Consider the following 24,636-nt stretch of genomic DNA (forward strand, 5'->3'; position numbering starts at 1 on the left):
CTAAAATCTAAAATTGGATGACTTCTTCCGCTGTTTCCCTCTCCCAAATTCAGGATTTCCTAGCTCAAACACCTCCCTTTGACCGACTGTCAGAGACGGCTCTGACAGCCTTGGTGGCTAAATGCCAACTCCTTGGCTACCGGACGGGGCAACCCCTGTTTGAACGGGAAAAAATGCCGACTCAGGTGGCAATTATCTATCAAGGCCAGGCCCGGCTGCTGGGCTTTGACCAGCGCTCGCAGCGCCACGTAAGTTTACGCTTGGTGCAGTCGAAGGAAATCCTGGGCTGGGCTGGGTTGCTCAGGGGAGTTCCCTGCGAAACGGCAATTGCCTCTACAGATGTGATCGCGATCGTCCTACCTGCCGAAGATTTCCTGAGCGTACTGGAAAAACAGCCGACCTTTGGAGAAGCCTTTCGCGAACACTGTTCCTTGAGCGAAGTATTTGAACTGTTGAGTCTGGAGTTGCAGCGCCAAGCGGACGGCACTTCCAATGTCAAGGAACTCACCCTGCAAGCTTGGCAAGACGCTACAGTTGTCAACGTGCCAAACGGCAACAAAAAAACTCAAGACATCGCCAAAGAGCTAGATGCCGATCGAGTTTGGCTCGTCAGCAGCGGCGTCTTGGGCGACTTTCCCACCGGCAGCCGCTTCTCTGTGGAAAACGCAGCCAAATCCTTAAAAGTAGAAGGTCGCCTCGGCGCCCGTTTGGTCGGCTTCCGGGAACCCCCAGAACCCCAACCCGAAACAGAGTCATTCGATGGCACGACAGAGACAGCAGGCCCTGGGCAGAATCCGCCCGGAAAATTGCTCGACATCAAGAGCGCCCCAGAGCGTCCCCCAGAACCAACAAGCGACCAACCAAAGGATTCGGCGAGATACCCAGTTTTCCGCGCCAAAGGGCAGATTGACAGCCCGCTAGCTTGCTTCCAAATGTTGAGCAAGTATTTCGGCCTCAAATTTCGTCGAGATATCATCCGCAAAGTTCTAGAAAATCAGTTAAAAACCGCTGGTTCTATCAGTATGCAAGCCTGCGGGGCGATCGCCCAAAGCATCGGCCTCACGCCCCAATTGGCGCAAGTGCCAGCAGAAGCCATCAACCGCATTAAAGCCCCCGTAATGATTAAATGGCAAGATACCTTTGCCATTATTTACAGCATCACCGAGCAAGAATTGGTGATCGCCACGCCCGAACAGGGGCTGATGCGGAAGCGGATACCTCAGTTTAAAGAAATCTGGGGCGAATCAGGAGAAGTCCTGCTGCTGCAAGCTCCGCAAGTCGAACAAAAAGAGCAGTTCAGCTTCTGGTGGTTTGTACCGGCCCTCATGGAACACAAGACAGTGTTTTTTGAGGTGTTGCTTGCTTCGTTTTTTGTACAGTTATTTGGTCTTGCCAACCCATTAATCAGCCAAATAATTATTGATAAAGTCTTAGGTCAGCGCAGCATTGACACCTTGGATATTTTGGGAGCATTTCTGTTAGGTGTTGCCCTGTTTGAAGGACTGCTCAACGGTTTGCGTACCTTTTTGTTTATAGACACCTCAAACCGCATCGATGTCAAATTGAGTGCTGAGGTAATCGACCACTTGCTGCGGCTGCCCCAGAATTACTTTGACAATCGGCGCGTGGGAGATCTGGTTTACAAATTCAGCATGATGGGCCAGATTCGGGAATTCATGACGAGTACAGCTCTGACAGTGGTTCTCGATGCGGTATTTTCGGTGGTTTACGTCGCCGTTATGCTCTCTTACAGTGTGCAGCTAACGTTTGTATCTTTGGCAGTGGTACCGATACTGGGGCTGATGATTATTCTAATCAATCCGCTGGTGCTGCGCCTGATAAAACAGAGAAATATGCGTTTTTCTGACTCTCAATCTTATTTAGTGGAAGTAGTCGGCGGGATTCAAACTGTTAAGGCTCAAAATATAGAATTGAAATCCCGGTGGGAGTGGTCGAGCCGCTACGCAAAATACATTACAGCCAGTTTTAAAACAATTATCACGGGGACTGCGGCGGGTACGATTAGCGGCTTTTTAAACCAGGTGGGTAACTTAGCTCAGTTGTGGGTGGGAGCTTATTTGGTACTGGGAAATGAGATTACTTTGGGTCAGTTGATTGCTTTCCGAATTATTTCCGGGAACGTGACTGGTTCGCTGCTGCGTTTTGTGAGCGTCTGGCAGAGTTTCCAAGAAGTCTCGATGTCGATCGATATGCTTAAGGATGTGGTGGATACGCCGACGGAAACCAGCGATGAAGACCGGAACAATATCCCGCTGCCGGCAATTCAAGGGCAGGTTACCTATGAGGAGGTTTCCTTCCGATTTCTGGAGAGCGGCCCACTGCAATTGGCTAATGTGAATTTGGAATTTCCCGCTGGCAGTTTTGTGGGAATTGTGGGTGGAAGCGGTTCCGGTAAAAGTACGGCGATGAAGCTGTTACAGCGTCTTTATCCGCCGCTGTCGGGCCGGATTTTTATTGACGGGTATGACATTTCTAAGGTGGAACTGTACTCGCTCCGCAGCCAACTTGGGGTGGTGTTGCAAGATACTTTGCTGTTTAACTGTACTGTGCAGGAAAATATTGCTCTGAGTAATCCCGATGCGAGTACGGATGAGATTGTGCGAGCTGCAAAATTAGCGGTAGCTCACGATTTTATTATGGGCTTGCCTGCTGGCTACAATACGATAGTCGGAGAGCGGGGTGCGTCGCTTTCTGGGGGTCAAAGGCAGCGTTTGGCGATCGCCCGCACGATTTTGCAAAACCCGAAACTGCTGATTTTGGACGAAGCTACAAGCGCCCTCGACTACCATTCCGAACGCCAAGTTTGCAATAACTTAGCAGAAGCTTTCGCCGGCCGCACGGTGTTTTTCATTACTCACCGCCTGACTACAATCCAAAACGCTGATGTAATTATTATGATGGATCAAGGTTCTGTAGTCGAGCGGGGAACTCATAAAGAATTAATGGCTCTTAAAGGGCGTTACTACTGCCTCTTCCAACAACAAGAGTCATCGAATACCTGATATCTAACAACTCACAACTGATCACTAACGCTTAACAACTGAGAACTAACAAATGGCAATGAAATCGTTAATACTTTCTGAGCAACCAGTCATTCTCGAAAAACCAGCGATTTGGTCGCACTTGTTTTTGTGGATGATCATGCTGATGACCACTTCTGCTGTAGTTTGGGCTTATTTTGCTAGCGTAGAGCAAGCTGTCCCCGCTGTGGGCCAATTAGAGCTCAAAGATGGTGCTAGAGACATCCAAGCACCTGCTACGGGCGCTGTGGTGAGACTTCACGTTGAAAATGGCGATCGTGTGGAAAAGAACCAGCCTCTGCTCACTTTCAACCCCCTTGCACCCAGTGCTGATTTAACATCGATACAGAAAACTAAAGAAGCTCTGGAAAAGGAAAATAAATTTTACGAAGATGTTGTCAACGGCAAAATTCAAGGCGCTGTTCCTTCTAACCTAGAATCAACAATCAAGGACAGACAGAGCCTCACGGCACAAAATCAAGTGCTGCAAGCTTTGATTGACGAACTGTACCTCAATCGGGGAGCTAGCGGAAATTTTGATGCAGCCCAGCAAGGACTTTATGTTAATTATCGATCGGAATTTCTGTCTCGCGTCGCTGCTGCTCAAGGCCAAGTTCAGGAGTTAGAAAAACAACTGAAGCAAGCTCAGGATGCTGAGAAAGCAGCCGGCGATCAAATGACAGTGGCACAGCAACAATTGGGTTTTGCCCAGAACCAATTAAATTATGCTCAGCAGCAGTTAGCTTCTTCGCAAGAGCAAGTAAAATCAGCCCTGGCTCAGAGAGATTTGGCCCAAGAACAGTTAGCGAAATCCCAACAAGTATTGAAGTCGAACCAAAACATTCTAGGCAGACTCGCCCCCCTTGTGGAGGAAGGAGCTATCGCTGAACTGCAAAAAGAACGTCAAGAACAAGATGTTTTCAGGGGTCAAAGCGACGTTCTCAAACAGCAAGATCAAATCAAGCAGCGCGAAGGTGAAATCAACTCTCGCAAAGGCGAAATTAACACACGCCTCGGTGAAATCAATACGCGCCGAGGCGAAATTAACGCGCGTCAAGGTGACATCCAAAAAATTAGTGCTGACATACAGCGCCAGCAAGGAGAGCAAGCACGCATTCAGGAGTCCATCGCCCGCGCCCAAGAACAGTTAAAAAACACCAAGGATTCCTGGGCAAAAGAACTTTACAGCAAAATTGCTGAAAACGAGAAACAAATTGCCAGCAGCGATTCTCAGCTAAGTCGCTTCAAAGTGGAAAACCTGAAAAAGCTGTCTGAGGTGAACGCTCAGCTAGAAAAGGCTCAACAAAACCGCGACACTCAAGTGATGAAAGCTCCCGTATCGGGTGTAATCTTTGATTTGAAGCCTTCTACCAAGGAGAAAGCTAAGTTGGATATGGCGAAAGATCCGATATGCCAATCCATTATTAATACGGTGCTGAAACCGGGCGAACCGCGCCCAGCACGCTGCGAAGAAGCTTATTACGAAGCGCAGCAAACTGAAAAGCTGCTCAAAGTTTTGGATGACGAAAACGGTCTGGAAGCAGTGGTTTACCTCGAAAACAGCAATGTGGCTCTGGTATTGGATGCTTTGAGACAGAAGCGGGCAAAATTGGAGGCGTATCACGGCAAGCAATTAGATGGAGAAAAAATTGACTGTGAAACAGGTAAAAGTTGCGTTTGTCCAGAGAAGGAAGTTAACAGAGAGAAACTGGGTTTGACGAAATACCAATGCGTGCCTGTGGAAGTGAATGTAGAAGCTTTCCCGGCGATGGAGTTTGGTACTGCAGAGGGTGAGGTGATAGAGATTAGCAGCGATGCTGAGCCTCCTACTGAACTGCGGAAATACTACGCTTTCAAAACCAAAATAAAGCTCAAAAATCAGAAGTTTGTTTTGAACAAGGGCAAGGCAAATGAAGTGGAGGTTAACTTGCAGTCGGGAATGTCCGTGAGCTCTAATATCAATATCGGCAAGCGGACTGTTTTGCAGATGTTTATCAACCGATTTACTGGCAAAATGGATACGTTCAAGACTATTAAGTAGCGAACAGTTGACGGTTGACTCTTGACTGTTGACAGCCGGTGACTGTTGAGAGTTGAGAGTTGATTGTCAGTCGAAAAGCTGATGATATCATGTCCGGTCGAGCGACCGGGATTTTTGTAGGGGCGGGTTCACCCACAGTACCTGCGAATAATTCACCCTCTCAAAAACCCGCCCCGACCGGGATATTATGGTTAATCGATCGGGCATGATATGACTAGATTTTACAATTCCGATGCTACCGGATTGGATATTAATGAAAAAAATCATATTATTTACTTTATATCTAATTCCTGTCCTCTTATTAATCGGATTTGTAGCGAATTTTAGCGTTAACGTTCCCGTTGATGACGAGTGGAGGTTAGCTAGCCTTTTTGAAAAATTAGCTGCGGGAAATGTAACTTTTAAGGATTTTTGGGGTTTGCACAGCAACCACCGCATACTTTTCCCTAAAATAATTATTGCGGTGCTGGCTTTTGCTTCGCGATGGAATATTAATTATCAGTTGTGCGTCAGCATAGGTTTGGCTGGGATAACTTTTATCGCTATGTACAAGTTCTCCTCAATGCAAGTTAAGAATGTCGCGGATGATTTGTGGCATTTAGCTAATATTTTAACTTGTATTTTGCTTTTCTCTCTAGTTCAGCACGAAAACTGGCTTTGGGGATTTCAATTAGCGTGGTTTTTTGTAAATTTATGTTTTGTAGCTGCGGTTTATGCGCTGGTTTCAAATCACAAATTATTGCCTAATATTAGAATCTCTATTGCTGCTGTATTCTGCTTTATTGCTAGTTTTTCGCTGGCTCAAGGCTTGCTGTCTTGGTTGGCTGCGATTCCGGCTGTGGCGGCTTTAGAAGGAAATGCAGCGCAGAAACGAAAAAGAGCGATCGCATGGATGCTGCTGTTTGCGACAACTTGTGCTGTTTACTCAATTGATTATAATCCTAGTCGCAAAGCAAGTATTATTTCATTGTTGAATAAGCCGTTTGTGGTGATTGATTACTTTTTAAGTTTGCTGGGTTCGCCAATTGTGCGCTCGCCGGGAATTTCGGCCTTTGTAGGATTGGTAATTTTGGGAAATTTTATATTTTTTGTAGTTTATTTTGGAAAAAAGATTGTATCAAGTTCGATAGCTTCATCTGTGAGCGATCACTCTGAAAAGCCACCTCAAGTCCCGGCGATTGCTTCCTCCCTCGCAATGACAGATAGGAATGACATTGCTGAGAATTATGAGGCTTTACCTTGGCTGTCAATAGGTTTATTTTCGGTTTTATCCGCTCTGTTTATTACGGCTGGTAGGGCGGAATTTGGGGCAATTCAGGCGATTGGATCGTCGAGATATACGACTAATTCGATTTTACTATTAATTGCTTGGGTTCAGCTAGGGCAATTGTTTGTCCGAGGTAATTATAAAGAAACAAAAGCAACGTTAAAGCTTAATTATAAATTTATTTATCGGGTAGTGGCAGGGCTGTTAATTGCTACAATAATTGTTAACTCTGAACAGGCGATCGCCCAATCTCGCTCAGCACTTCTTTACAAAGAAGGCGCTCAAGATTGTTTGCAGTTAATTAACTATCTCGACCCCTCTGATTTTTTCAATAATTCGCCGGAAAGCTGTTTGAGGGTGCTGAGCAAAAAAACTGGGCTGGTGAGAGAAGGCGCTGCAATAATGGAGAAAATAGGTTGGAGAAAGTTCGCGAAAAATGTAGAGTTTATTTCTAATACCGAGAAAGTTTACGGCTATTTAGACAAACCTCAAACTAGCGATAAATCCTTGACTGTTAAGCCAAATGATGCTGTCAAGGCTGCTGGTTGGGCGGTTTGGCCAGAAAAATTGCAACAGCCGAATATTGTACTGCTATCTGTCGGTGATAAACAATCTTTTTTTGCTAACGCCTATGTAAATTTGGACAGTCCCGACATTGCTGAGAGTTTAAAATCTGAGTTATACAATAATGCAAGGTGGGCGGTTGATTTGTCTGGTAATAATTTGCCGATCGCCCAAACTGAAATTAAGGCTTGGGTGTATAATCCTGTTGACAACCAGTTTGTCCAGTTGCGCGGAGGATGAGGAGTGAAAATTTCTGTGATAATACCAGCTCACAATGAGGAGGGCTGTTTGTACGGTACTGTGCGGGCGATCGCCCAGACGCTCGATTTAGAAGGCATTCCGCACGAAATTTTGATTGTGAATGACAACAGTGTCGATCGAACGCTTGATATTTGCCAGGAGTTGTCAGAGACTTTTCCCACAGTTAGATACATCAACAATCAACCTCCGAATGGTTTCGGATTTGCCGTGCGCCGGGGTTTGGCGGAATTTGACGGAGATGCTGCAGCAATTGTGATGGCGGATGCTTCCGACGATCCGATAGATTTGGTAGCAGGATACCGCAAGCTGCAAGAAGGATATGATTGCGTTTTTGGTTCCCGCTTTATCAAAGGCGGATTTGTGGTTGATTATCCAATTCACAAGTTAGCAATTAACCGCTTAGCAAACTGGTTTGTCAAAAGTATTTTCGGCTTGCGGTACAGCGATGTCACCAATGCTTTTAAAATTTACCGCCGAGAAGTAATTGAAGGCGTACAACCGATTTTGAGCCATCATTTTAATTTGACAGTCGAACTGCCTTTAAAAGCAATTGTTAGGGGTTTTTCCTATACGGTAATTCCTCTGAGGTGGTACAATCGGACTGCTGGAATTTCTAAGCTGAAAATCAAAGAGATGGGCAGTCGATATTTGTTTATTGTCTTATATGTCTGGCTGGAAAAACATCTGTCTCGCGGCGACTACCACCGGACTAGAAAGATAGCAAAGTTGAAAGTGAATGCCTGAGAGAATTTTAATTGTTGGTGGTGCCGGTTTCATCGGCAGTTGTTTGGCAATTGGCCTGAAGAAACTGCACCCAGAATGGCAAATAATTTGTTTAGATAACCTGCGTCGCCGGGGCTCGGAATTGAATCTGCCTCGGCTTAAAAGTTGCGGGATTCAGTTTGTTTACGGGGATATTCGCACCGCGGCAGATTTAGATCCAGTTGCACTCAATGCTGACTGCATTATAGATTGTGCTGCGGAGCCTTCTGTGCTGGCTGGTTTTAGTTCGCCTCAGTACGTTTTGCAGACGAATTTACTGGGCACTGTGAATGTTTTGGAGTTGGCGAGACAAACGGGTGCGAGTTTGCTGTTTTTGTCTACGAGTCGGGTTTATCCGATCGCCAGTGTCAAGTCTGTTAAACTGTTAGAGTTGCCAAATAGATTTGCGATCGCCCCCGAGCAAACTTTACCCGGTATATCCGAGTTGGGCATATCAGAAGACTTCCCTTTAAAAGGACACCGTTCGCTTTATGGAGCAACTAAATTAGCTTCAGAATTGCTGATTGAGGAGTACAGGGAAGCATACAATGTGCCGGCAATTATTAACCGCTGCGGGTTGATTACCGGGGCTTGGCAAATGGGTAAAGTCGATCAGGGAGTTTGCGGTTTGTGGGTGGCGGCTCACTATTTTCAAAAGTCGCTGAGTTATATCGGTTTTGGTGGCAGCGGCAAGCAGGTTAGGGATTTACTGCACGTTGAAGATTTGTTGAGGTTAGTTAATTATCAGTTAGAAAACTTTTCCAAATTAGATGGTGAAGTTTTTAATGTTGGCGGCGGTTTGAGCAACAGTCTTTCTTTGGTTGAGACAACTGATTTGTGCCAAAAGATTACGGGTAAATCGATTCCGATTCCTCCTGTTTTGGAGGAACGCGCGGGGGATATTCCGATTTTTATTACTGATTCTTCTAGGGTGATGGAGAAAACTGGATGGCAGCCTGTGATTGGGTCGGAAGCGGCTTTGCAGGATATTTATGATTGGATTGCTGCTAATGAGGCGGTTTTAAGTTCGATTTTGTAGGGATTTTTTAACCGCAGATGCAGTCGGATAAACGCGGATAAACGCAGATGTATCGCTTTGCGTGGAGCTGACTGCATCTGCGAGTCATGAGTCTCTACCTCTCGGGTTTTGTTTCGATGCTTTAACAAACATTTGACCTCCCAAAAATCGCCACAAAAAAGGCAATTTTAAGTAAACTTTTAAAAGCCAGGGCGAGGCAGGTCTGCCTTTTGTTGAAAATGGTAAAAATCTGGGTATAATTAGGTCTATTTCAAAACCGACGGTTTGTAAAAGTTCTTGCAGCGATAAGTGGGTAATGGGTAATTGATGATCGATAAAATCGTAGTATTCTTTAAAAGAATATTTAAAATTTGGTTGGACAACCAAGAGAGAACCCCCAGGCTTAAGCGCCTCAAAGCAAAATGAAATAATTTGTATGAGTTCTTCCTTATTGCGGAGATGTTCAAAAAAATTAGAGATAAATATCCGGTCAAATTGTTCTCTAAGAGCTGGTTTATCGTCAAAAGTTAAAACATCTATGTTCAACACTTTAACATCAGGATGAGCCAATAACTTGGAATCTGGATTGAGATCAATTAAATATTTTTTTTTAGCCTGAATTTGATTTATAAACTCGCAGTAACCGCCACCAATATCTAAAACAGTTGATTCGGGAGGAACATACTCTTGTAAAAACTCGTCAATTAAAACTTTCCATAGTGCCACCTTGGCTTGCAGTTGTCGGGAATCAAATCGATTGGCGTACAATTTTTTGAGATATGCGTCGGCTTTCATAGTAAAATAGCAGAGACTGAGTATGAGTTTATCACTTTCACAGCTAACTATGAATGTTATATCTACCGAAATACCGGAAGTTCTGATCATTGAGCCGAAAATTTTCGGAGACGATCGCGGTTTCTTTTTTGAGAGTTTCAATCACAAAGCTTTTCTCGATAAAACAGGCGTGACGGTCGAATTTGTTCAAGACAATCATTCCAAATCTTCTAAAAATGTGTTGCGCGGTTTGCACTACCAACTGCAGCAGCCTCAAGGCAAATTGCTGCGGGTAGTTGCTGGCGAAATCTTTGATGTAGCGGTGGATATTAGAAAAAGTTCGCCGACTTTTGGGCAGTGGGTTGGGTGTTTGCTGAGTGCAGGAAATAAACGGCAACTTTGGGTGCCGGCGGGATTTGCTCACGGTTTTTTAGTGGTTTCGGAGACGGCTGAAGTTTTGTATAAAACTACAGATTATTACGCACCGGCACACGAGCGGTGTATCCTGTGGAATGACCCCGATTTGGCGATCGACTGGCCGCTAGATGGTGCCCAACCAATCTTATCAGCTAAAGACCAAGCGGGACAAACCTTCAAAAAAGCTCAAGTTTTTTAACAATGAAAATTTTACTCGCAGGTGGCAGCGGACAGCTAGCTCAAGAATTGCAGCCGATTTTATTATCTTCGGGAGAGGTAATTGCGGTCGATCGCACTCGCCTCGACTTATCCCGACCCGAAAGCATCCGTCAAGCAATGGCTGAAATTCAACCGGATTTAGTCGTCAATGCGGGTGCTTACACTGCGGTAGACAAAGCAGAAAGCGAACCGGAATTAGCAAACGCAGTCAACGGCATTGCACCCGGAATTCTCGCAGAAGAATGCGAAAAACTGGGAGCAAGTTTGATTCACTTTTCTACTGATTATGTATTTGACGGCAGCCACGGTTCGGCTTATCAGGAAACAAATTCTACGAACCCGCTGGGGACTTACGGAAAGTCGAAATTAGCAGGCGAGGAAGCAATTCGTAAAGCGGGAAACCGACATATTATTATTAGAACCGCATGGGTTTACGGCAACGGCGGCAAAGGTAATTTTGTCAAAACCATGCTGAGGTTGGGAAAGGAAAAAGAAGAAATTAGAGTAGTAGCAGATCAGATCGGAAGTCCTACTTGGACTCGGGATTTAGCCGAGGCAATTTCGCAAATTATTCCTCTCCTTGGATCAGAAACTTTTGGGACTTACCAGTACACTAATAGCGGTGTTTGTAGTTGGTACGATTTTGCGATCGCCATTTTTGAGGAAGCAGCAAAACTCGGCTTTCCCCTAAAAGTTCAGCGCGTAATTCCCATCACCACCTCCGAATATCCGACACCCGCAAAACGTCCGGCTTTTTCTGTCCTCTCTACGGTAAAAATATCAGCACTTCTAGGCACGCATCCTCCCCACTGGCGACAAGGGCTCAGACAAATGCTGACAAGAGAAGTGAAATAAAAAATTGAGGAAAACTCAAAACGTGAGGGCGGGTTTTGCTGAGAAACCATCTGTTAGATGCAAAGTTTCTAGGCTAAACCCGCTCCTACCCATTAAAAATCTCCCGATGTCTGAATCCATGAAAATCAAGCAACAAGATGTCTTAATTGCCGCCTCAGTTCTCGGCATTCTCATACCAGCGTCATATATTTTGTACTTGATATCCCAAGCGGGAGACTTGTCTAATTTTGATTATTGGTGGATGACCTGGAATTTTTATTCAGTAGACGGTTTCTCTACAAATCCTTTTAATTGGATATTTCGGGCGAACGAGCATTTTGTCTTGATTCCGGCAATTATTTATGGCTTGAATATAGTTGTCACCCAAGGTTCAAATATTGGTTTGTGTTTAGTTGCCTGGTTCTTGGCTTGGATTCAGTGCCACGTATTAATTGCTCTGCTGCCATTCAATTTGAGGCGTTTTCCGCTGCAATTTATCTCGCTCCTCCTTTGCATTTCTATTTTTGATTTTACTCCAGCGGCGGCTCACAATTGGATGCGAGGATTCAGCGGCGTTCACTGGATAATTGCTAATTTATTTGTGATTTGTTCGCTATTTTGTTTGCAATCTTATGTGACGCTTTTGTCAAGAAAGAGGGAGGCGGAGCCTCTGGATATTCATTCCCAGGCAGAGCCTGGTAACGAAGGAGGGAAACAAAATAAGTGGGTAATTGGCAGCATTGTTTTTGGCGTTTTAGGCTGTATTAGTTACAGCACTCCTTTAGCTTTGTGGCCGATATTGTGTGCGGCGGCTGTTGTGCTGCGGTTTCCTCGGCGAATAACTTATTTGTATTTCATTGCTTCGATAGCAGTGATTGGGATTTATTTTTTAACTTATAAAACTCCCTCTCATCACCCTTCTTTAACTAAAACTAACCCGATCAAAACTCTCGAATATATTCCGACTTATCTCGGCGGAATTTTTAGTGAAAATATTATTGTGGCTTCAATTATTGGTATAATTGGTTTGATGGCGGCGACTGGTTTTTTGGGTTATTGGCTATTTGTAAAAAAGGTCGATCGCCCGGATTGGCTGCCTTGGCTATCAATCCAACTTTACACGCTGCAAACGGCGTTAATGGCCGCGGTTAGTCGATCGGGATTTGGCGTCGAACAGGCCACCGCTTCCCGCTACGCCACACTCCCAGCTTTGTTTTGGATGAGCACAATTGTGCTGACAGTATTGTGGGTGCGCGAGTTGCAGCCAACACCAAGAATTCAAGGGCGTTGGCTGACACCGCTGTTTGCAGTCGCGACAGTTGCGATTATTTTAATGTACGGGGTGGGAGGCGAAACTGCAATGGCGATCGCCCGCAGAGCCACCTATCAACCCTTAGTAGCATTATCACTGCAATTAGGCATCACCGACGTAACGTTAATTAAAGACCGCGTAGGCAACAAACCCGCCGCTTTTATCGGGTTAATCGACGCATTAAAAACTAACAACTTAGTGCCATTTAACCGAGACATCAAAAAACACAATTTCTGTGCAGCATTAGACACCAAAATAGACGCAAATTTACTGTCAGCGCCCAAAGACGGAGTACCCGGATATTTTGATACAGCCACCAAACTTGCACCAACAGCCTCCAGAGTAATTGGCTGGGTAGGAGACCCCGAAAACAATGTAAAATGTATTGCCATTCTCAACCAAGAAAATGTCGTTCGAGGTTTCGCCATGTCAGGATTTCCGCGCCCAGATTTAGTTAAATTGTTTGGCCCTTCCTACGAATTCGCCGCTTGGAGAGGATACATTCACACATCACCAACAGATAAATTATTGACAGCCTATGCCTCCTTTAAAAACCGCGAAGGTTGGGTAGCTTTGCGGAATTCCCAAGTTATCAATAAAAACTAAAAAACCTCTCTTTCTCCTCCTCTGCGCCCTCTGCGCCCTCTGCGGTTAATAAAAAAATCTTCTTGACAACACAAATGAAATAGAATAGCCCTATGCCAAAACATCTCAGCTTCGTAATCCCCGTTCACAACGAAGAAGCCACCCTCAAATTGCTGTTTGAAAAAATCCAACTTGTCATGTTTCAAACAGAAATTGACAGTTACGAAGTCATTTTCATAGATGACGGTAGCCGCGATTATTCCTGGCAAGAAATCACAGATTTAGCCAGCAAACATCCCAAACTAATTAAAGCGATTAAAATGCGCCGCAACTTTGGCAAATCCGCCGCACTTTCAGCAGGATTTCGCAATGCCGCAGGGATAATTATCTTTACTCTTGATGCTGACCTTCAGGATGACCCCGCTGAAATTCCCAAATTTTTACATCATTTAGAATCGGGATTTGATTTAGTTTCCGGTTGGCGAAAACAGCGGAACGACCCCCTTTCTAAAACTTTACCTTCCAAGCTGTTTAATGCCGTTGCGTGTTTGCTGACTGGGGTGCAAATGCACGATATGAATTGCGGTTTTAAAGCTTACCGTAGGGAAGTTTTGCAGTCGATTAAATTGTACGGGGAATTGCACCGCTACATTCCAGCTTTAGCAAACAATTTAGGGTTTAAAATTGGAGAAGTAGTGGTGGAACATCATCCGCGAAAGCACGGAAAATCAAATTACGGCTGGGAACGTTATGCGCGGGGATTTATTGATTTGTTGACGGTGTTAGCCACGACGCAGTATTTGCACAAACCGGGTCATTTGTTTGGAGGTTTGGGATTGTGTTTTGGCTTGGTTGGAACTGTTTCGCTGAGTTATTTGATAGTTATTTGGTTTCTGAATTTGGCGGGGATGAATTTTGGGCCGATCGGGAATCGACCTTTGTTATTTTTTGGGATTTTGTGTACAATTCTGTCGGTGCAGTTAATTTCTTTGGGGATTTTAGCTGAGTTGATGGCGCGGAATGTGGATGCTGATTATGTGGACAAGCAAATTAGCGAAATTATTGATGATTCGGGTTTTGATATTTAACCGCATATCTGATTCGGCGGTTGAAACCGCTTCTATACAAACAAAGTCGGCGCAACGCCAGACTGAATAAATCTCTCATGTTTTCAAGAATAGTATTATCTAATTTTAAACAGTATCCATTTGCCCTCTTGCTCTACTATTTCTCCGTCAATATTTGGATGCCAATCGCTGCGAGTCAGGATATAATCGGCATGATAGTTTCGGGCTACTTTGACTAAATCCGCACTGCTGCGGCGGATAAAAAAGTTATTTCCTCCCCAAATCATTTGCGGGTTTAAGGGAACCCCTAAAACAGCTTCCATGCGGTTTTGCCATTCTTTAATGCCTTTTTCGGTAAAGGGAAAGTTCTTGAAGTTGACGACAATCGCTCTGTCGGAGAAAAACTGGAAGCTGGTAACTGAGGGTGGAACTAATACGAGTACATCGCGGCTGCTAATTTGCGAAAAACGCACAGCTAATCTGCTTAAGTCGTCCCTGGGAACGGCATTGATATTAACTCTTGTTTGAAATACATTTAATATAGGTTTGGGCAGAATTCCTGCTACTCCAAAAACTAAGGTGGCGGTAGTTATTAAGGCTAATGTGTGAGTTATAGCCTGTTTGATAGATGTAGCTAGGGAGGTTTCTTCTAAAATGAATGGGAAGGCGAGGATTGAGAAGAGGACGGGGATACTAATTATTCGATCGCCTATTATTTCCCATGAATCAGCCAGCGGATATATGAAGCTGAAAATTACCGTTCCTGCTGCTAAAATCCACAACAATATATTATATCGTTTGGGAAATACGTAATTTTTTGTTTGCCAAACTGATAATACTAGGAAAATGATACCCCGAAAAGGCAAAGTTAGTACAGCTAACAGCAACAAGCTAACAGCTATTTGTTTGTCTCTGTAAAGTCTATCTACCGTCAAAGCCACAGCAATAAATATAATTAATTGAGCAAAAGGGACGGTTCTAGCTAACTGTAGTTTGGCGATAAAAGCCAAAGGGTAAACTTCGACAAATATGTAATTTAGAAACAGCCCAAAAATGGATGTACCAACAATTATATAAAAATTAACCTTGTCTTCTTTTGGCAATAAATCGGAATTTTTGATGCACAGCAAGCCACCCATTATGAAACATATAAAGTTGAACCAATTCCCGACATCCCAATTTGACGGGAGGATGTGGTGGGGGTTGCGGACTTTCGCATGAATGTAGACAAACTCGGCGTTGTCGATAGTGTGAGTGCTGGTAGTACCTGTTAATAACATCGGTACGTAAACGATACTTGCCATTGCTGCTAAAAGTGCGATCGCCAAAATCAGTGTTTTAAACTTTCGCTGTCTTACAGATTCAATAAATAAAACGGGAACCATCATCAATCCTGGCAACAAACCAACTAAAAATTGCAGCAAACAGCCCAGTCCAAAAAATAAATATCCGGTCAGCCATTTCTGGCGCAAACTAAAGTAAATTCCCCAAATTGCGAAACCCATTGCGAAGGTACTGGGTACTGATTTAGTGGAAAATATCAGGGTGTTACCAACATCTGTAAATGAGGCCGCTATACATAAAAAAGCCATCGCTGCGGCAGGCAGTTTGGAATTAGTATAGATATTGATAATTGCGTAGCAAGCTAGGATAAATGAACCGAAGGCGAGGAATTGATAAATAAAGTGCGCTAGGGGAATGCTTGTTCCTAAGTTGGCGAGCAAATAAATAATATAATAATAGTAATATCTCGGATTAAACTTAACCATTTCCTGAACGTAATAGTCATTTTTGTAGAGTTCAGGATTTAACATAAATTGAATTGGCGGCACTTCGGGAAAGTTGCCTCCTATCGGGAAAATATACCCAGTGGCCATCAGGGAGCCGATGATGACAAAAGTATACAGAGATAGATTAAAATACCAGTGGGATTTTTGATGTTTTTGCATTGACGGTTCAACTTACCTACTGACAGCCAAATTGTTAATCTCCAGTCGGCATTGGTTTGTTAAATCCTGTTGGCTGCTACTCAATACCTCAAGCAGCAGATAAATGGGATTTTTGCCCTCAACTAATAGATTTAAGTCGCTCGCACTTTTTTGACTATAAGCCATCTCTGCTGAGTCTATTAATTTACCTTGCTTGTCCCACAAAGTCAAGCGCAGGGCAACTCCCGGACATTGCTTGTTAAGTAAATTGAGTTGGCCGGTAACTTTTACTTTGTCTGAAATGGAACCTAAATACAGGAAAGATGTATCGAGTTTCTTGCTGTTTTTAATTGGATGAGTTACAATATTATATAGGTTATCGGATTCTTGACTGACTGAATAATTTGCACTTGTGTAGATTGATTGATGCAAACTAATCCAATCTAACTGCGTGCCTGGTCGATCGACTATTTGCCGCTGCATCGCCTCCAGAGTCCTAACTGCCGTTGCTGTATCAGTCGGCCTCACCCTCCGGTAAACGCTGACAGTCACGCCGTTTTCTAGCTTAAACTGTTCGGGTAGCAATTGGAAATCGCGGGCAATTTCCCAGTTTTGAGTAAAGGCATCGTACACAAATTTAACAACATCTTGTTCGTGCGATCGCAAAACTTGCTCGTCAGTCGGTAACACCTGCTGAAAAGGCACAGCAACCACCGCATATTTTGACTGCAACAACTCCGGTAGCGGGTAAGTATCGCGCGAGTCAATTTGCGGCCTCCCGATGGTATTTAATTTCCACCAACCCTCCGGCGGGTTTAATTTGCGGTTGGCTTGTCTGAGGATATTAGCATTAAAACTGTTAGAAGCACTGGCAATATAAATCGGTTCTTCATTCGGTGCTAATTTTCGCAGAAACTCTACTAATTTTACAACTTCGTCGTAGTCCGATCGCACTAACGGCGGAAAATTACCCACAAACAGTCTTGGCAAATCAATTTTGAGAGGAATTAACCCGACTGCGGCATTCAAAACCAGGTACAAACCCGCCGCGCCCAGCATCAAATACCGGACTTTTCCCTTGAGTGTCAGCCAAGTTGTCCAGAAAAATGTGGATAGTCCTAAAAGTGCGATCGGTGTAATATGAATTGTATAGTGCAAGTAGCCGTAACGCAACACTAACAGCCATTCAATCAGCGACAAAACCCCAAACAACGAAACAAAAATAGCCGCCGCTGGAACCAGCTTTCGGGTGAGAATTCCCGCCGAAAAACCAATCAGTACCAGCAGCCAAGTTCCCAAACCGTAAAAATCCGCATAACGAGTTAAAATATCATTTATCGGCAAACTCCAAGCGACATACAAATTGCGGTAGTCAACCGTCAGAGCACTGCGAGTAAAATCTCCCGCTACCAACATTAAAATAGTCAAGCTAGTTGCAGCTATCAATCCCAATTTGACAGCGGATTCAAACAAGCATCTGTAGGCAAACGGCACTGTTGCGTCCTTGTCTTTTGGAGACGACAACGACGTTTTTTTACGGTATATTAGTACAATAAACTCGATGAAAGCCTGTAAAGTCGCTGCACCCAAAAATGCGATCGCACTATAAGCAAAATGGCGTCTCAACAGAATCGCCGCCGCCAGCAAAAACCCCATCAACGGGATTTTCCACCAAGATTTCAGCTTAACATCCTGCAAATAAACCCAAATTGCCAAGGCTAGAAACACACAGCCACCAGTATCCAGATATCCCCGCAGAGTCGGTATCCAACTCATCGGAATTAATAAACTCAGCAGCACCGTTGACCAAAACACCCGGCGGGGGTAAACTGGAATTAGCTTGGCAGAAATTGCCCCCAGCAACAGGCGAAACGGCAGCACATAAATCAGGGATACGCTGAGAACGTAACTCAGCCGAGACTCGCCAAATAAGAGAATAAACGGCACTAAGGGCAGACAAATCAACAGGTTTTTTTCCTTAGATAGCGATTCTATAACTCCCCGCCATGCTTTATCTGGCGAGTCTCGAAATAAATTTGCCGTATTGAGTGTAGCAGTGTTGTAGCCCGCGTAATCCCACCAATAAAAAGTATGTTCGCTGGATACATAGATTGATGTTACTGCAACTGTTACGAGAACAAGTAAAAACAGGAAAAACCCATCAATTATAAATTTTCGAGGCAATTTAAAAGAAACAATATCAAATACTCCCATCACTCTAGCAACCCTAAATAACTTCTAAACTTCCTCTTTCTCTATTCCTTCGCGCCCTTTGCGCCTTCGCGGTTCGTTAACTTATCTTAAAACAGTACCTTGCAAAAAACCTTCTAACTTTTCTGCATATTGCCGATTCGCGATCGCACTTGGATGAAGGTCATGAGGTAAATTATTATTTGCAGGTATTTTCAAATCAACCGAAATATCCGCCGTAACAATTCCCTCCTGACTTAACTCCTGCAGCATTTTAGCAGAACCGGCATTAATTCCCGCCACAACTAACTTAACACCATTAGCCTCAGCCACACGGTTAAACTCTTCAATAATTGCCTTAGAAACCTCGTGACTTTTGTACAATCCCTCTTCAAATTGATTGTAATTAACCTCTAAAAAATGGCTGAATGCAGAAACCCGCATCAGCGGGAACTCCTGATATTCAAGTTTTGCCATTTTGTAGGTAAAATTATTTTCTCCATTCAGCCTAGCATCGGGCTGGAATAAAATACCCAGTTTATTCCAAGCAGCCATTTGCTTTCTTCTCGCCCTTAACAAAGTATTGCGGCGGTCGTGAAATCCCGCATAAGCAATCACCGCAATTTTTGGTTTATTTCCTTGTTTGAGTGCTTCTTTGAATTGAATCAACGAGTGCAGCGTGCCGTAGCCGTTAACGCCAAAATTTACTATTTCATACTTGGGTAATTTCTCTTGCAGCAACCAAGAATAAGTTTCGCTATCATTCAATGACCAACCGTAGGTAAAAGAACAGCCAAATATCCAAATTTCTGGCTTTTTTGAAGATAAATTGTAAGTATTGAGGGGATGAGTTATTCTTAAACTATTATTGAGATGAGTTGCATTAAATGAGTAATTGCCGTTAAGTATCACCTTGAATTTTCCCGGCAAATGTTTGTAGCCGAGTTCCGAGTCTTTGGTAAAAAAGTTACCTTTTGGTTCGACGGCAACATCAACATTTTCTATTTGCCAGGGTTTGTATCCCGCAACTCGCAAGACAATTTCCGCCGTGGTGGTAGATAAAAAAATTGGAAAAATTAGATAGGTTATTAATCTGAAAGCAACATTTTTAGCAATTTTTTTTTCGCTCATTAACATAATATGAAACGTCAGCCAAAGTATAGTAAACTGCCATGCCAGTATTATCTACTTCATGGATCTAATTTAATTAGATTGAGCGCCTTCACTGCATCCCCCAACCTACCCCACTAGATTGTTTACCAGAATTAAATATTATTCGTAAAACCCGTGCCTACAAAATATTAGTTTAAACTCACATCTTGCACCAATATCAGCAACGGGCTAGAAGCCCGTTCCACAAAAAATAAACTTGATTGTGGAACGGGCATCTTGCCCGTTCTTAAGAAGAGTGCAAAATATTGGTTTGAGCTAATTGATTAATTTCTAATAACCAGGCTCCTCCTCGTACTCAGGAGTCTTAGTTTTCTCAGGGATATTCACGCGAGGAGCCTGGTAAGGCTTCGGTGCCTCATCGTCAGCCCAAGCATCAGCCTCCACATCATCCTCGTACTCCACCACCGGCTGCTTCGGGCGAGAAATCTCAGCGCGAGTGTACTGCGGCTTCTCCTCGTACTCCTCCTCGTAATCGTCCTCCTCACCGCCCCAATTATCCTCTTCGTAATCCTCGTAATCGTCGATTATTGGCTCAGGCTGCTGTGCCTGCACCGCGCGCATGGGCGGCTGGCGAACCGCAGGCCGATTCCACTCTAAATCCTCATCCCAAGGAACTTCCTCCACCGCAGGCGCAGCTACGCGGCTCCGCATTTCCGGTGCAGGTATCCGCACGCCCGGGCCCAATTGATTTCCCGTAGCCACGGGTTTCGGATAATAACCTGCCTCGTCCTCTTCTCGTTCCCAAGGTGCTTGACCCAAACCAACGCGCTCCAGCAAACCCACACTAAGCTGCCTGAGCCTTTCCTCGGAACCTTCAAACACAATCAAGCGATTCGGGCCACTGCTAACAATTTCCTCAATCCCCAACTCGTAAGTGCTGAGAACTTGGTCGGGGATTTGGGGGATGCCCAGGGAAGCGATAATTATAGAAACTAACTTACCGTCTTCGGGGTCGAACCTAAAGCCTCGCACCCTACCTAAAAGTTCGCCGGTTTCGGTAATAACTTCGCTGTTAATCAAAATGCTGTAGACTTCAACATCAACATCATCTTCGATCGCGCTCTCATCTTCCACCAACAGCACGTCGCCGATTTCGCTGACATTGCTGAGGAACATAAACTTCGGCATTCCAGCGACCGCAAATATATTATCACGCAGACCGATCGCCACAACTTCCCGTCTGTCAATGTCCACCCACAATTGACTAACCACCCCCAAGCGTTTACCTCTGTCGCGGGTGATGACTTGAGTGCCGAGAAGGTCGGAGCGTTGGCAAATTTGTTCGGATGTCATTCTAACTTTAATCCTGATTTATTAAGTACATATATCACTCAACACGAGCGTTAACATAAACTCCGGGACTACAACTTCAGTCCTATGACTTGAGTATAAGCTCCCCGCGCTTGAGTAACGCCAATTGTACGCTCAGCCGATTGAATCATAGGTCGCCGCAAACTCACAACAATAAACTGGGCTTGTTCCGACTGTCGTTTTATCATTCTAGCCAATCGCTCCACATTTGCCCCATCCAGAAACATATCCACTTCATCAAAAGCGTAAAACGTAGATGGGCGGTAGCGTTGCAGCGCAAAAATAAAACTCAGCGCCGTCAGCGACTTTTCGCCTCCAGACATGGAAGCCAGCCGCTGTACGGGTTTGCCCTTCGGGTGAGCAACCAAATTCAAGCCGCTGCTGAAGGGGTCTTCCTGGTCATCTAGCTGGAGATAGCCATCGCCTTCGGAAAGTTCCGCAAAAATAGTCTGGAAGTTCTCGTTAACCGCGTCGAAAGCTTCTTTAAAAGCGCGTCGCCTGAGTGTGGTAAAATTTTCGATTCTCAACAGCAGTTCTGTACGTTCTCCTTCCAATGTCGTCAATTTTTGACTCAATTCTTGAAGGCGTTCTTGAGTGCGGTTGTACTCTTCCAAGGCTAGCATATTGACTGGTTCTAAAGCTTGAATGCGTTTGGCGATCGCCTTTACTTCCTGCTGCAATTCCGTCAAATTGGCTTTCTCGACATTTTCAGGAATCGACGGCACGGGGTCGGGCATTTCCGCCCGCTGCGCTTCCAATAGAGTGCGGATTGCGCTCAATTGTTCCCGGCGTTCTTGCTGGGTTTCGTGGAGTTTTTGCAACTGCCATTGTAACTGCTGTTTGGCTAAATGCTTCTCTCGCAGTTGAGATTCCGCCCGATCGCGCTCTCCCTTCTGCACGCCCAATTTTTCCTCAATTTCCCCCAAAGCCGCCTTAGCTTCCGCAATTTGCCGATCTAGTTCTAACTGCTGCGAAACAATGCGATCGAGTGCATCCGCCCCCGCGTTTTGCTGCACTTGCCATTCCTGCAATTTCTCGCTGCCTTCCTTAATTTTGTCTTCCAAACGCCCGAATTGATTTTCCAAGTCTACAAGGCGCTGCTGGACGTTTCTCAGAGCCAATTCTCGCTCTTGGAGCTGCGCTTCTAGAGCGCGCAAACTCGATTGCATTTGCTGCCATTCGCTGTGACTGTTGGACTCTTCCAACTGCGCCAAAGTTTGGCGGTATTGCTGCAATTGAGTTTCCTGTGCGGGCAATTCTCGTTCCAGCAACTGCAATCTCGATCGCGAATTAGTTAATTCCTGTGTATTTTTGGCAATTTGCGATCGCACTTGTTCCTGTTGCGCTTGCAAATTCTTAATTTCTGAATCCAACTGTTCCAAGCGCAACTGATGTTCGCGCAAATTTTGTTTCGCTTCCATCAATTCTTGGCTGCGAGTTTTGACTGCAACAGCAGCGCGATCGATCGCCATTTTGCACCGTTCCAAAATCCGCTCAATTTCCTCCAACCTTTCTTGCAGAGATGCGATCGTCCGCGCTTCACTAGCAGCCTCACTAGCCTCAACCGTGCCAAAATGCAAGGTAGATCTGTTAGTAGAACTTCCCCCAGTCATCGCCCCGCTAGTTTCCAAAATTTCCCCGTCCAAAGTGACAATCCGGTACTGTCCCAAATAGCGGCGGGCATCGCTGAGGTTGCTAAACACAACCGTACTGCCAAAAACGTAAGCAAAAATTTCCTGATACCGCGAATCGCAATCAATTAAATTCACAGCCGCATCCACAAATCCAGCCGCGCGCCGCAAATTTTCATTCACCGAATACCTGCCGCCCCTAATCTTATTCAAAGGCAAAAACGTCATCCTTCCCGCCCGTTTTTGTTTCAGCAATTCGATCGCAGCAGCAGCCACGCTGTCATCTTCCACCACCATATTTCCCATGCGCCCGCCTGCGGCAATTTCCAGCGCCAATTGATAGCGCGGTTCTACCCTGCCGAGTTGAGCCACCAAGCCGCAAACTCCGCCAATTCCGCTTTGCGCGACAATTTTTGCAGTAAACGTTCCCGTCGCTTCTTGCAGTGCTTGAAACTGCACTTCTAGTTTGTCTAATTTGCGCTGTCTTTCGCGCTGTTCTTCCAACAAACGAGTTTGAGTTTCCTGTTGCAGTTGCAATTCTTGTTCGGCTTCGACTAAAATCTGAGTCAGCGATTCTACTTGCAAAGATGCAACGCCTTTGGTTTCCACAAGGCGAGATTGCTGCTCTTTTTTCGCGGCAATTTCCTGATCCAATACTTGCAGCGATTGGTTTTGTTCTTGAATTTGACTTTGCAGGCGATCGGCTCTTTCACCAATGGTAGCTTGTTCTGTACGCTGCGGTTCCAAAGTTTGTTGAATTGTTTCGATTTGGCGGTGCAATTCTGTTTGCTGCTGTACCCACACTTCTGCCGTCGAGGCTATCGCATTTGCAACTTCCCGACTTTCATCTAAACTTTGCTGGGCTGCATCCCGCTGTTCCTGCAAAGTTCCTATTTGAGACTTAACATAAGATATTTCAATCTCAATTTGCTCCAAACTTTGCCGGAATTGCCGAACTTCTTCCTCAGTTTGTGCTATATTAGCGGCCATTTGCCCAGCAGTTGTTTCCAAATCCTGTTTGCGGTTTTGCAGTTGCCGCCGTTCCGCTTCCTGAGTTGCAATCGTCGCTTGCAAAGCCAACAGTTCCGACTCTCCCAAAGCTTTAACGCGGGCATTCAGCGCGTCAAGTTCGGCGGTTGCTTCTTGAATTTGGGTGTTAATTGCTTGCAGTTGTTCTGTGAGAGATGCCGAAGTGCGATCGCCCGTTTCGATTTGTTCTCGCAGCTTCCATTCTTGCTGCTGCAATTGGCGGAATTTCAGCACAATTTCCCACTGCGATTTTTCTTGAAATTCAGCCCGCAATTTTTGATATTTTTCCGCTTTTGTGCGATCGGAAGCCAGCCTATCGCGTTGAGAAATCAGCTCTTTTTCTACAATGCGGCTGCGTTCTTCCACCTCCTTAACTTCATCCAACTTCTGCCTAGCTAAAGAGATTTTGCGATCGAACTGAGCCACACCAGCTAATTCGTCAATGATTTCTCTGCGTTCCTTAGAATTCATCGAAATAATGCTCGTAACGTCTCCTTGCAGCACGACGTTATAGCCTTCGGGATAAATTCGCAAGCGGTTGAGTTGTTCGTGAAGTTGAGTCAGGGTGCAAGGTTGGCCGTTAATGTAATAAGTTGAAGTGTAAGTACCTTGACGAGTTACCCGAAGTTTCCGCGTCACACTCCACTCATCCGATTTTGGATTTTCGATTTTGGATTTTCGATTGGTAGCGAGTAGTTGTCCGTTGTTGTCTTGAGTTGCTGCAATTTCTATCTCTTCTACGTCTTCAACAGATAACTCTTCCGATTTTGGATTTTGGATTTTGGATTTTCGATTGGCAGGTGATTGGCCGTTGTTGTCTTGAGTTTCGGCAATATCTATCTCTTCGACTTCCTCTGCTTCAACAGATAACTCATCTGCTGCATTTTCCTCCTCATCTTCATCCCGGGCGAACCATTCCTCCCCCACATCTTCCAGCGCAAAAGTCGCAGTCACGCTAGCTTCGATCGTACCGCGTTTGTTTTGGGCGCTGTTCACCAAATCCGGCAAACGTTCAGCCCGCATTCCCTTAGAACTCGAAAGGCCGAGACAAAACAGCAAAGCGTCGAGGATGTTGGACTTCCCAGAACCGTTGGGCCCGGAAACCACAGTAAAACCGGGCAGCACGGGAATGGCCGTCGTGCCGCCAAAAGATTTAAAGTTCGTCAGTTCGATCCGTTTAATGTGAACCATATGCTAGGAGTAGCTTTGGCT

At 44.9% G+C, this 24,636-nt stretch carries 15 protein-coding genes; 9 read left to right on the plus strand and 6 right to left on the minus strand.

Annotation, left to right across the window (positions count from 1 at the left end; translation table 11 throughout):
• The first annotated feature begins 17 nt into the window (after positions 1-17).
• The 5 genes from QUA57_RS01475 (at position 18) to QUA57_RS01495 (ending at position 8,975) form a co-directional block, all read left to right on the plus strand.
• Positions 18-3,023: a peptidase domain-containing ABC transporter gene (locus QUA57_RS01475; protein ID WP_333059009.1), complete on the plus strand. Its 3,006-nt coding sequence runs from the start codon at positions 18-20 to the stop codon at positions 3,021-3,023.
• Positions 3,024-3,081: 58 nt separating this feature from the next.
• Complete coding sequence (locus QUA57_RS01480; protein ID WP_333250906.1) at positions 3,082-5,082, plus strand: chromosome partitioning protein ParA; 2,001 nt, start codon at positions 3,082-3,084, stop codon at positions 5,080-5,082.
• A 253-nt stretch (positions 5,083-5,335) separates the two neighbouring features.
• On the plus strand, positions 5,336-7,153 hold the full coding sequence (locus QUA57_RS01485; RefSeq protein ID WP_333059007.1) for a hypothetical protein: 1,818 nt from the start codon (positions 5,336-5,338) through the stop codon (positions 7,151-7,153).
• A gap of 3 nt (positions 7,154-7,156) precedes the next feature.
• Positions 7,157-7,918 (plus strand): glycosyltransferase family 2 protein, encoded by a 762-nt coding sequence (locus QUA57_RS01490; protein WP_333059006.1) that lies wholly within the window; start codon positions 7,157-7,159, stop codon positions 7,916-7,918.
• Complete coding sequence (locus tag QUA57_RS01495) at positions 7,911-8,975, plus strand: NAD-dependent epimerase/dehydratase family protein (protein ID WP_333034848.1); 1,065 nt, start codon at positions 7,911-7,913, stop codon at positions 8,973-8,975. The genes QUA57_RS01490 and QUA57_RS01495 overlap by 8 nt, the downstream gene beginning before the upstream one ends.
• A gap of 84 nt (positions 8,976-9,059) precedes the next feature.
• Here the strand turns inward: QUA57_RS01495 and QUA57_RS01500 are convergent, their stop codons facing one another.
• The gene (locus QUA57_RS01500; RefSeq protein ID WP_333059005.1) at positions 9,060-9,680 is read right to left on the minus strand and encodes a methyltransferase domain-containing protein; all 621 of its coding nucleotides are present in this window, start codon (positions 9,678-9,680) and stop codon (positions 9,060-9,062) included.
• Positions 9,681-9,798: 118 nt separating this feature from the next.
• Between QUA57_RS01500 and rfbC the strand changes: the two genes are divergently transcribed.
• From rfbC to QUA57_RS01520, 4 genes are all read left to right on the plus strand, one after another.
• A complete protein-coding gene (rfbC, locus tag QUA57_RS01505) occupies positions 9,799-10,344 on the plus strand; it encodes a dTDP-4-dehydrorhamnose 3,5-epimerase (protein WP_333059004.1) in 546 nt (181 codons plus the stop codon).
• A gap of 2 nt (positions 10,345-10,346) precedes the next feature.
• Positions 10,347-11,219: a dTDP-4-dehydrorhamnose reductase gene (gene rfbD / locus QUA57_RS01510; protein ID WP_333059003.1), complete on the plus strand. Its 873-nt coding sequence runs from the start codon at positions 10,347-10,349 to the stop codon at positions 11,217-11,219.
• 106 nt (positions 11,220-11,325) lie between these two features.
• Positions 11,326-13,116: a hypothetical protein gene (locus QUA57_RS01515; protein ID WP_333059001.1), complete on the plus strand. Its 1,791-nt coding sequence runs from the start codon at positions 11,326-11,328 to the stop codon at positions 13,114-13,116.
• 92 nt (positions 13,117-13,208) lie between these two features.
• On the plus strand, positions 13,209-14,183 hold the full coding sequence (locus QUA57_RS01520) for a glycosyltransferase family 2 protein (protein WP_333059000.1): 975 nt from the start codon (positions 13,209-13,211) through the stop codon (positions 14,181-14,183).
• A 95-nt stretch (positions 14,184-14,278) separates the two neighbouring features.
• Here QUA57_RS01520 and QUA57_RS01525 read toward each other — a convergent pair whose 3' ends face one another.
• The 5 genes from QUA57_RS01525 to smc form a co-directional block, all read right to left on the minus strand.
• A complete protein-coding gene (locus QUA57_RS01525) occupies positions 14,279-16,111 on the minus strand; it encodes a DUF6798 domain-containing protein (RefSeq protein ID WP_333058999.1) in 1,833 nt (610 codons plus the stop codon).
• A gap of 12 nt (positions 16,112-16,123) precedes the next feature.
• Positions 16,124-18,304: a hypothetical protein gene (locus QUA57_RS01530; RefSeq protein WP_333058998.1), complete on the minus strand. Its 2,181-nt coding sequence runs from the start codon at positions 18,302-18,304 to the stop codon at positions 16,124-16,126.
• 81 nt (positions 18,305-18,385) lie between these two features.
• The gene (locus QUA57_RS01535) at positions 18,386-19,411 is read right to left on the minus strand and encodes an SGNH/GDSL hydrolase family protein (protein ID WP_333058997.1); all 1,026 of its coding nucleotides are present in this window, start codon (positions 19,409-19,411) and stop codon (positions 18,386-18,388) included.
• 312 nt (positions 19,412-19,723) lie between these two features.
• Entirely contained in the window at positions 19,724-20,746 is a 1,023-nt protein-coding gene (locus QUA57_RS01540; protein ID WP_333058996.1) for a PRC-barrel domain-containing protein, read from the minus strand.
• A 68-nt stretch (positions 20,747-20,814) separates the two neighbouring features.
• Entirely contained in the window at positions 20,815-24,615 is a 3,801-nt protein-coding gene (gene smc, locus QUA57_RS01545; RefSeq protein ID WP_333058995.1) for a chromosome segregation protein SMC, read from the minus strand.
• Positions 24,616-24,636: the final 21 nt, after the last annotated feature.

The sequence above is a fragment of the Microcoleus sp. Pol7_B2 genome (assembly GCF_036701035.1).
GTDB lineage: Bacteria > Cyanobacteriota > Cyanobacteriia > Cyanobacteriales > Microcoleaceae > Microcoleus.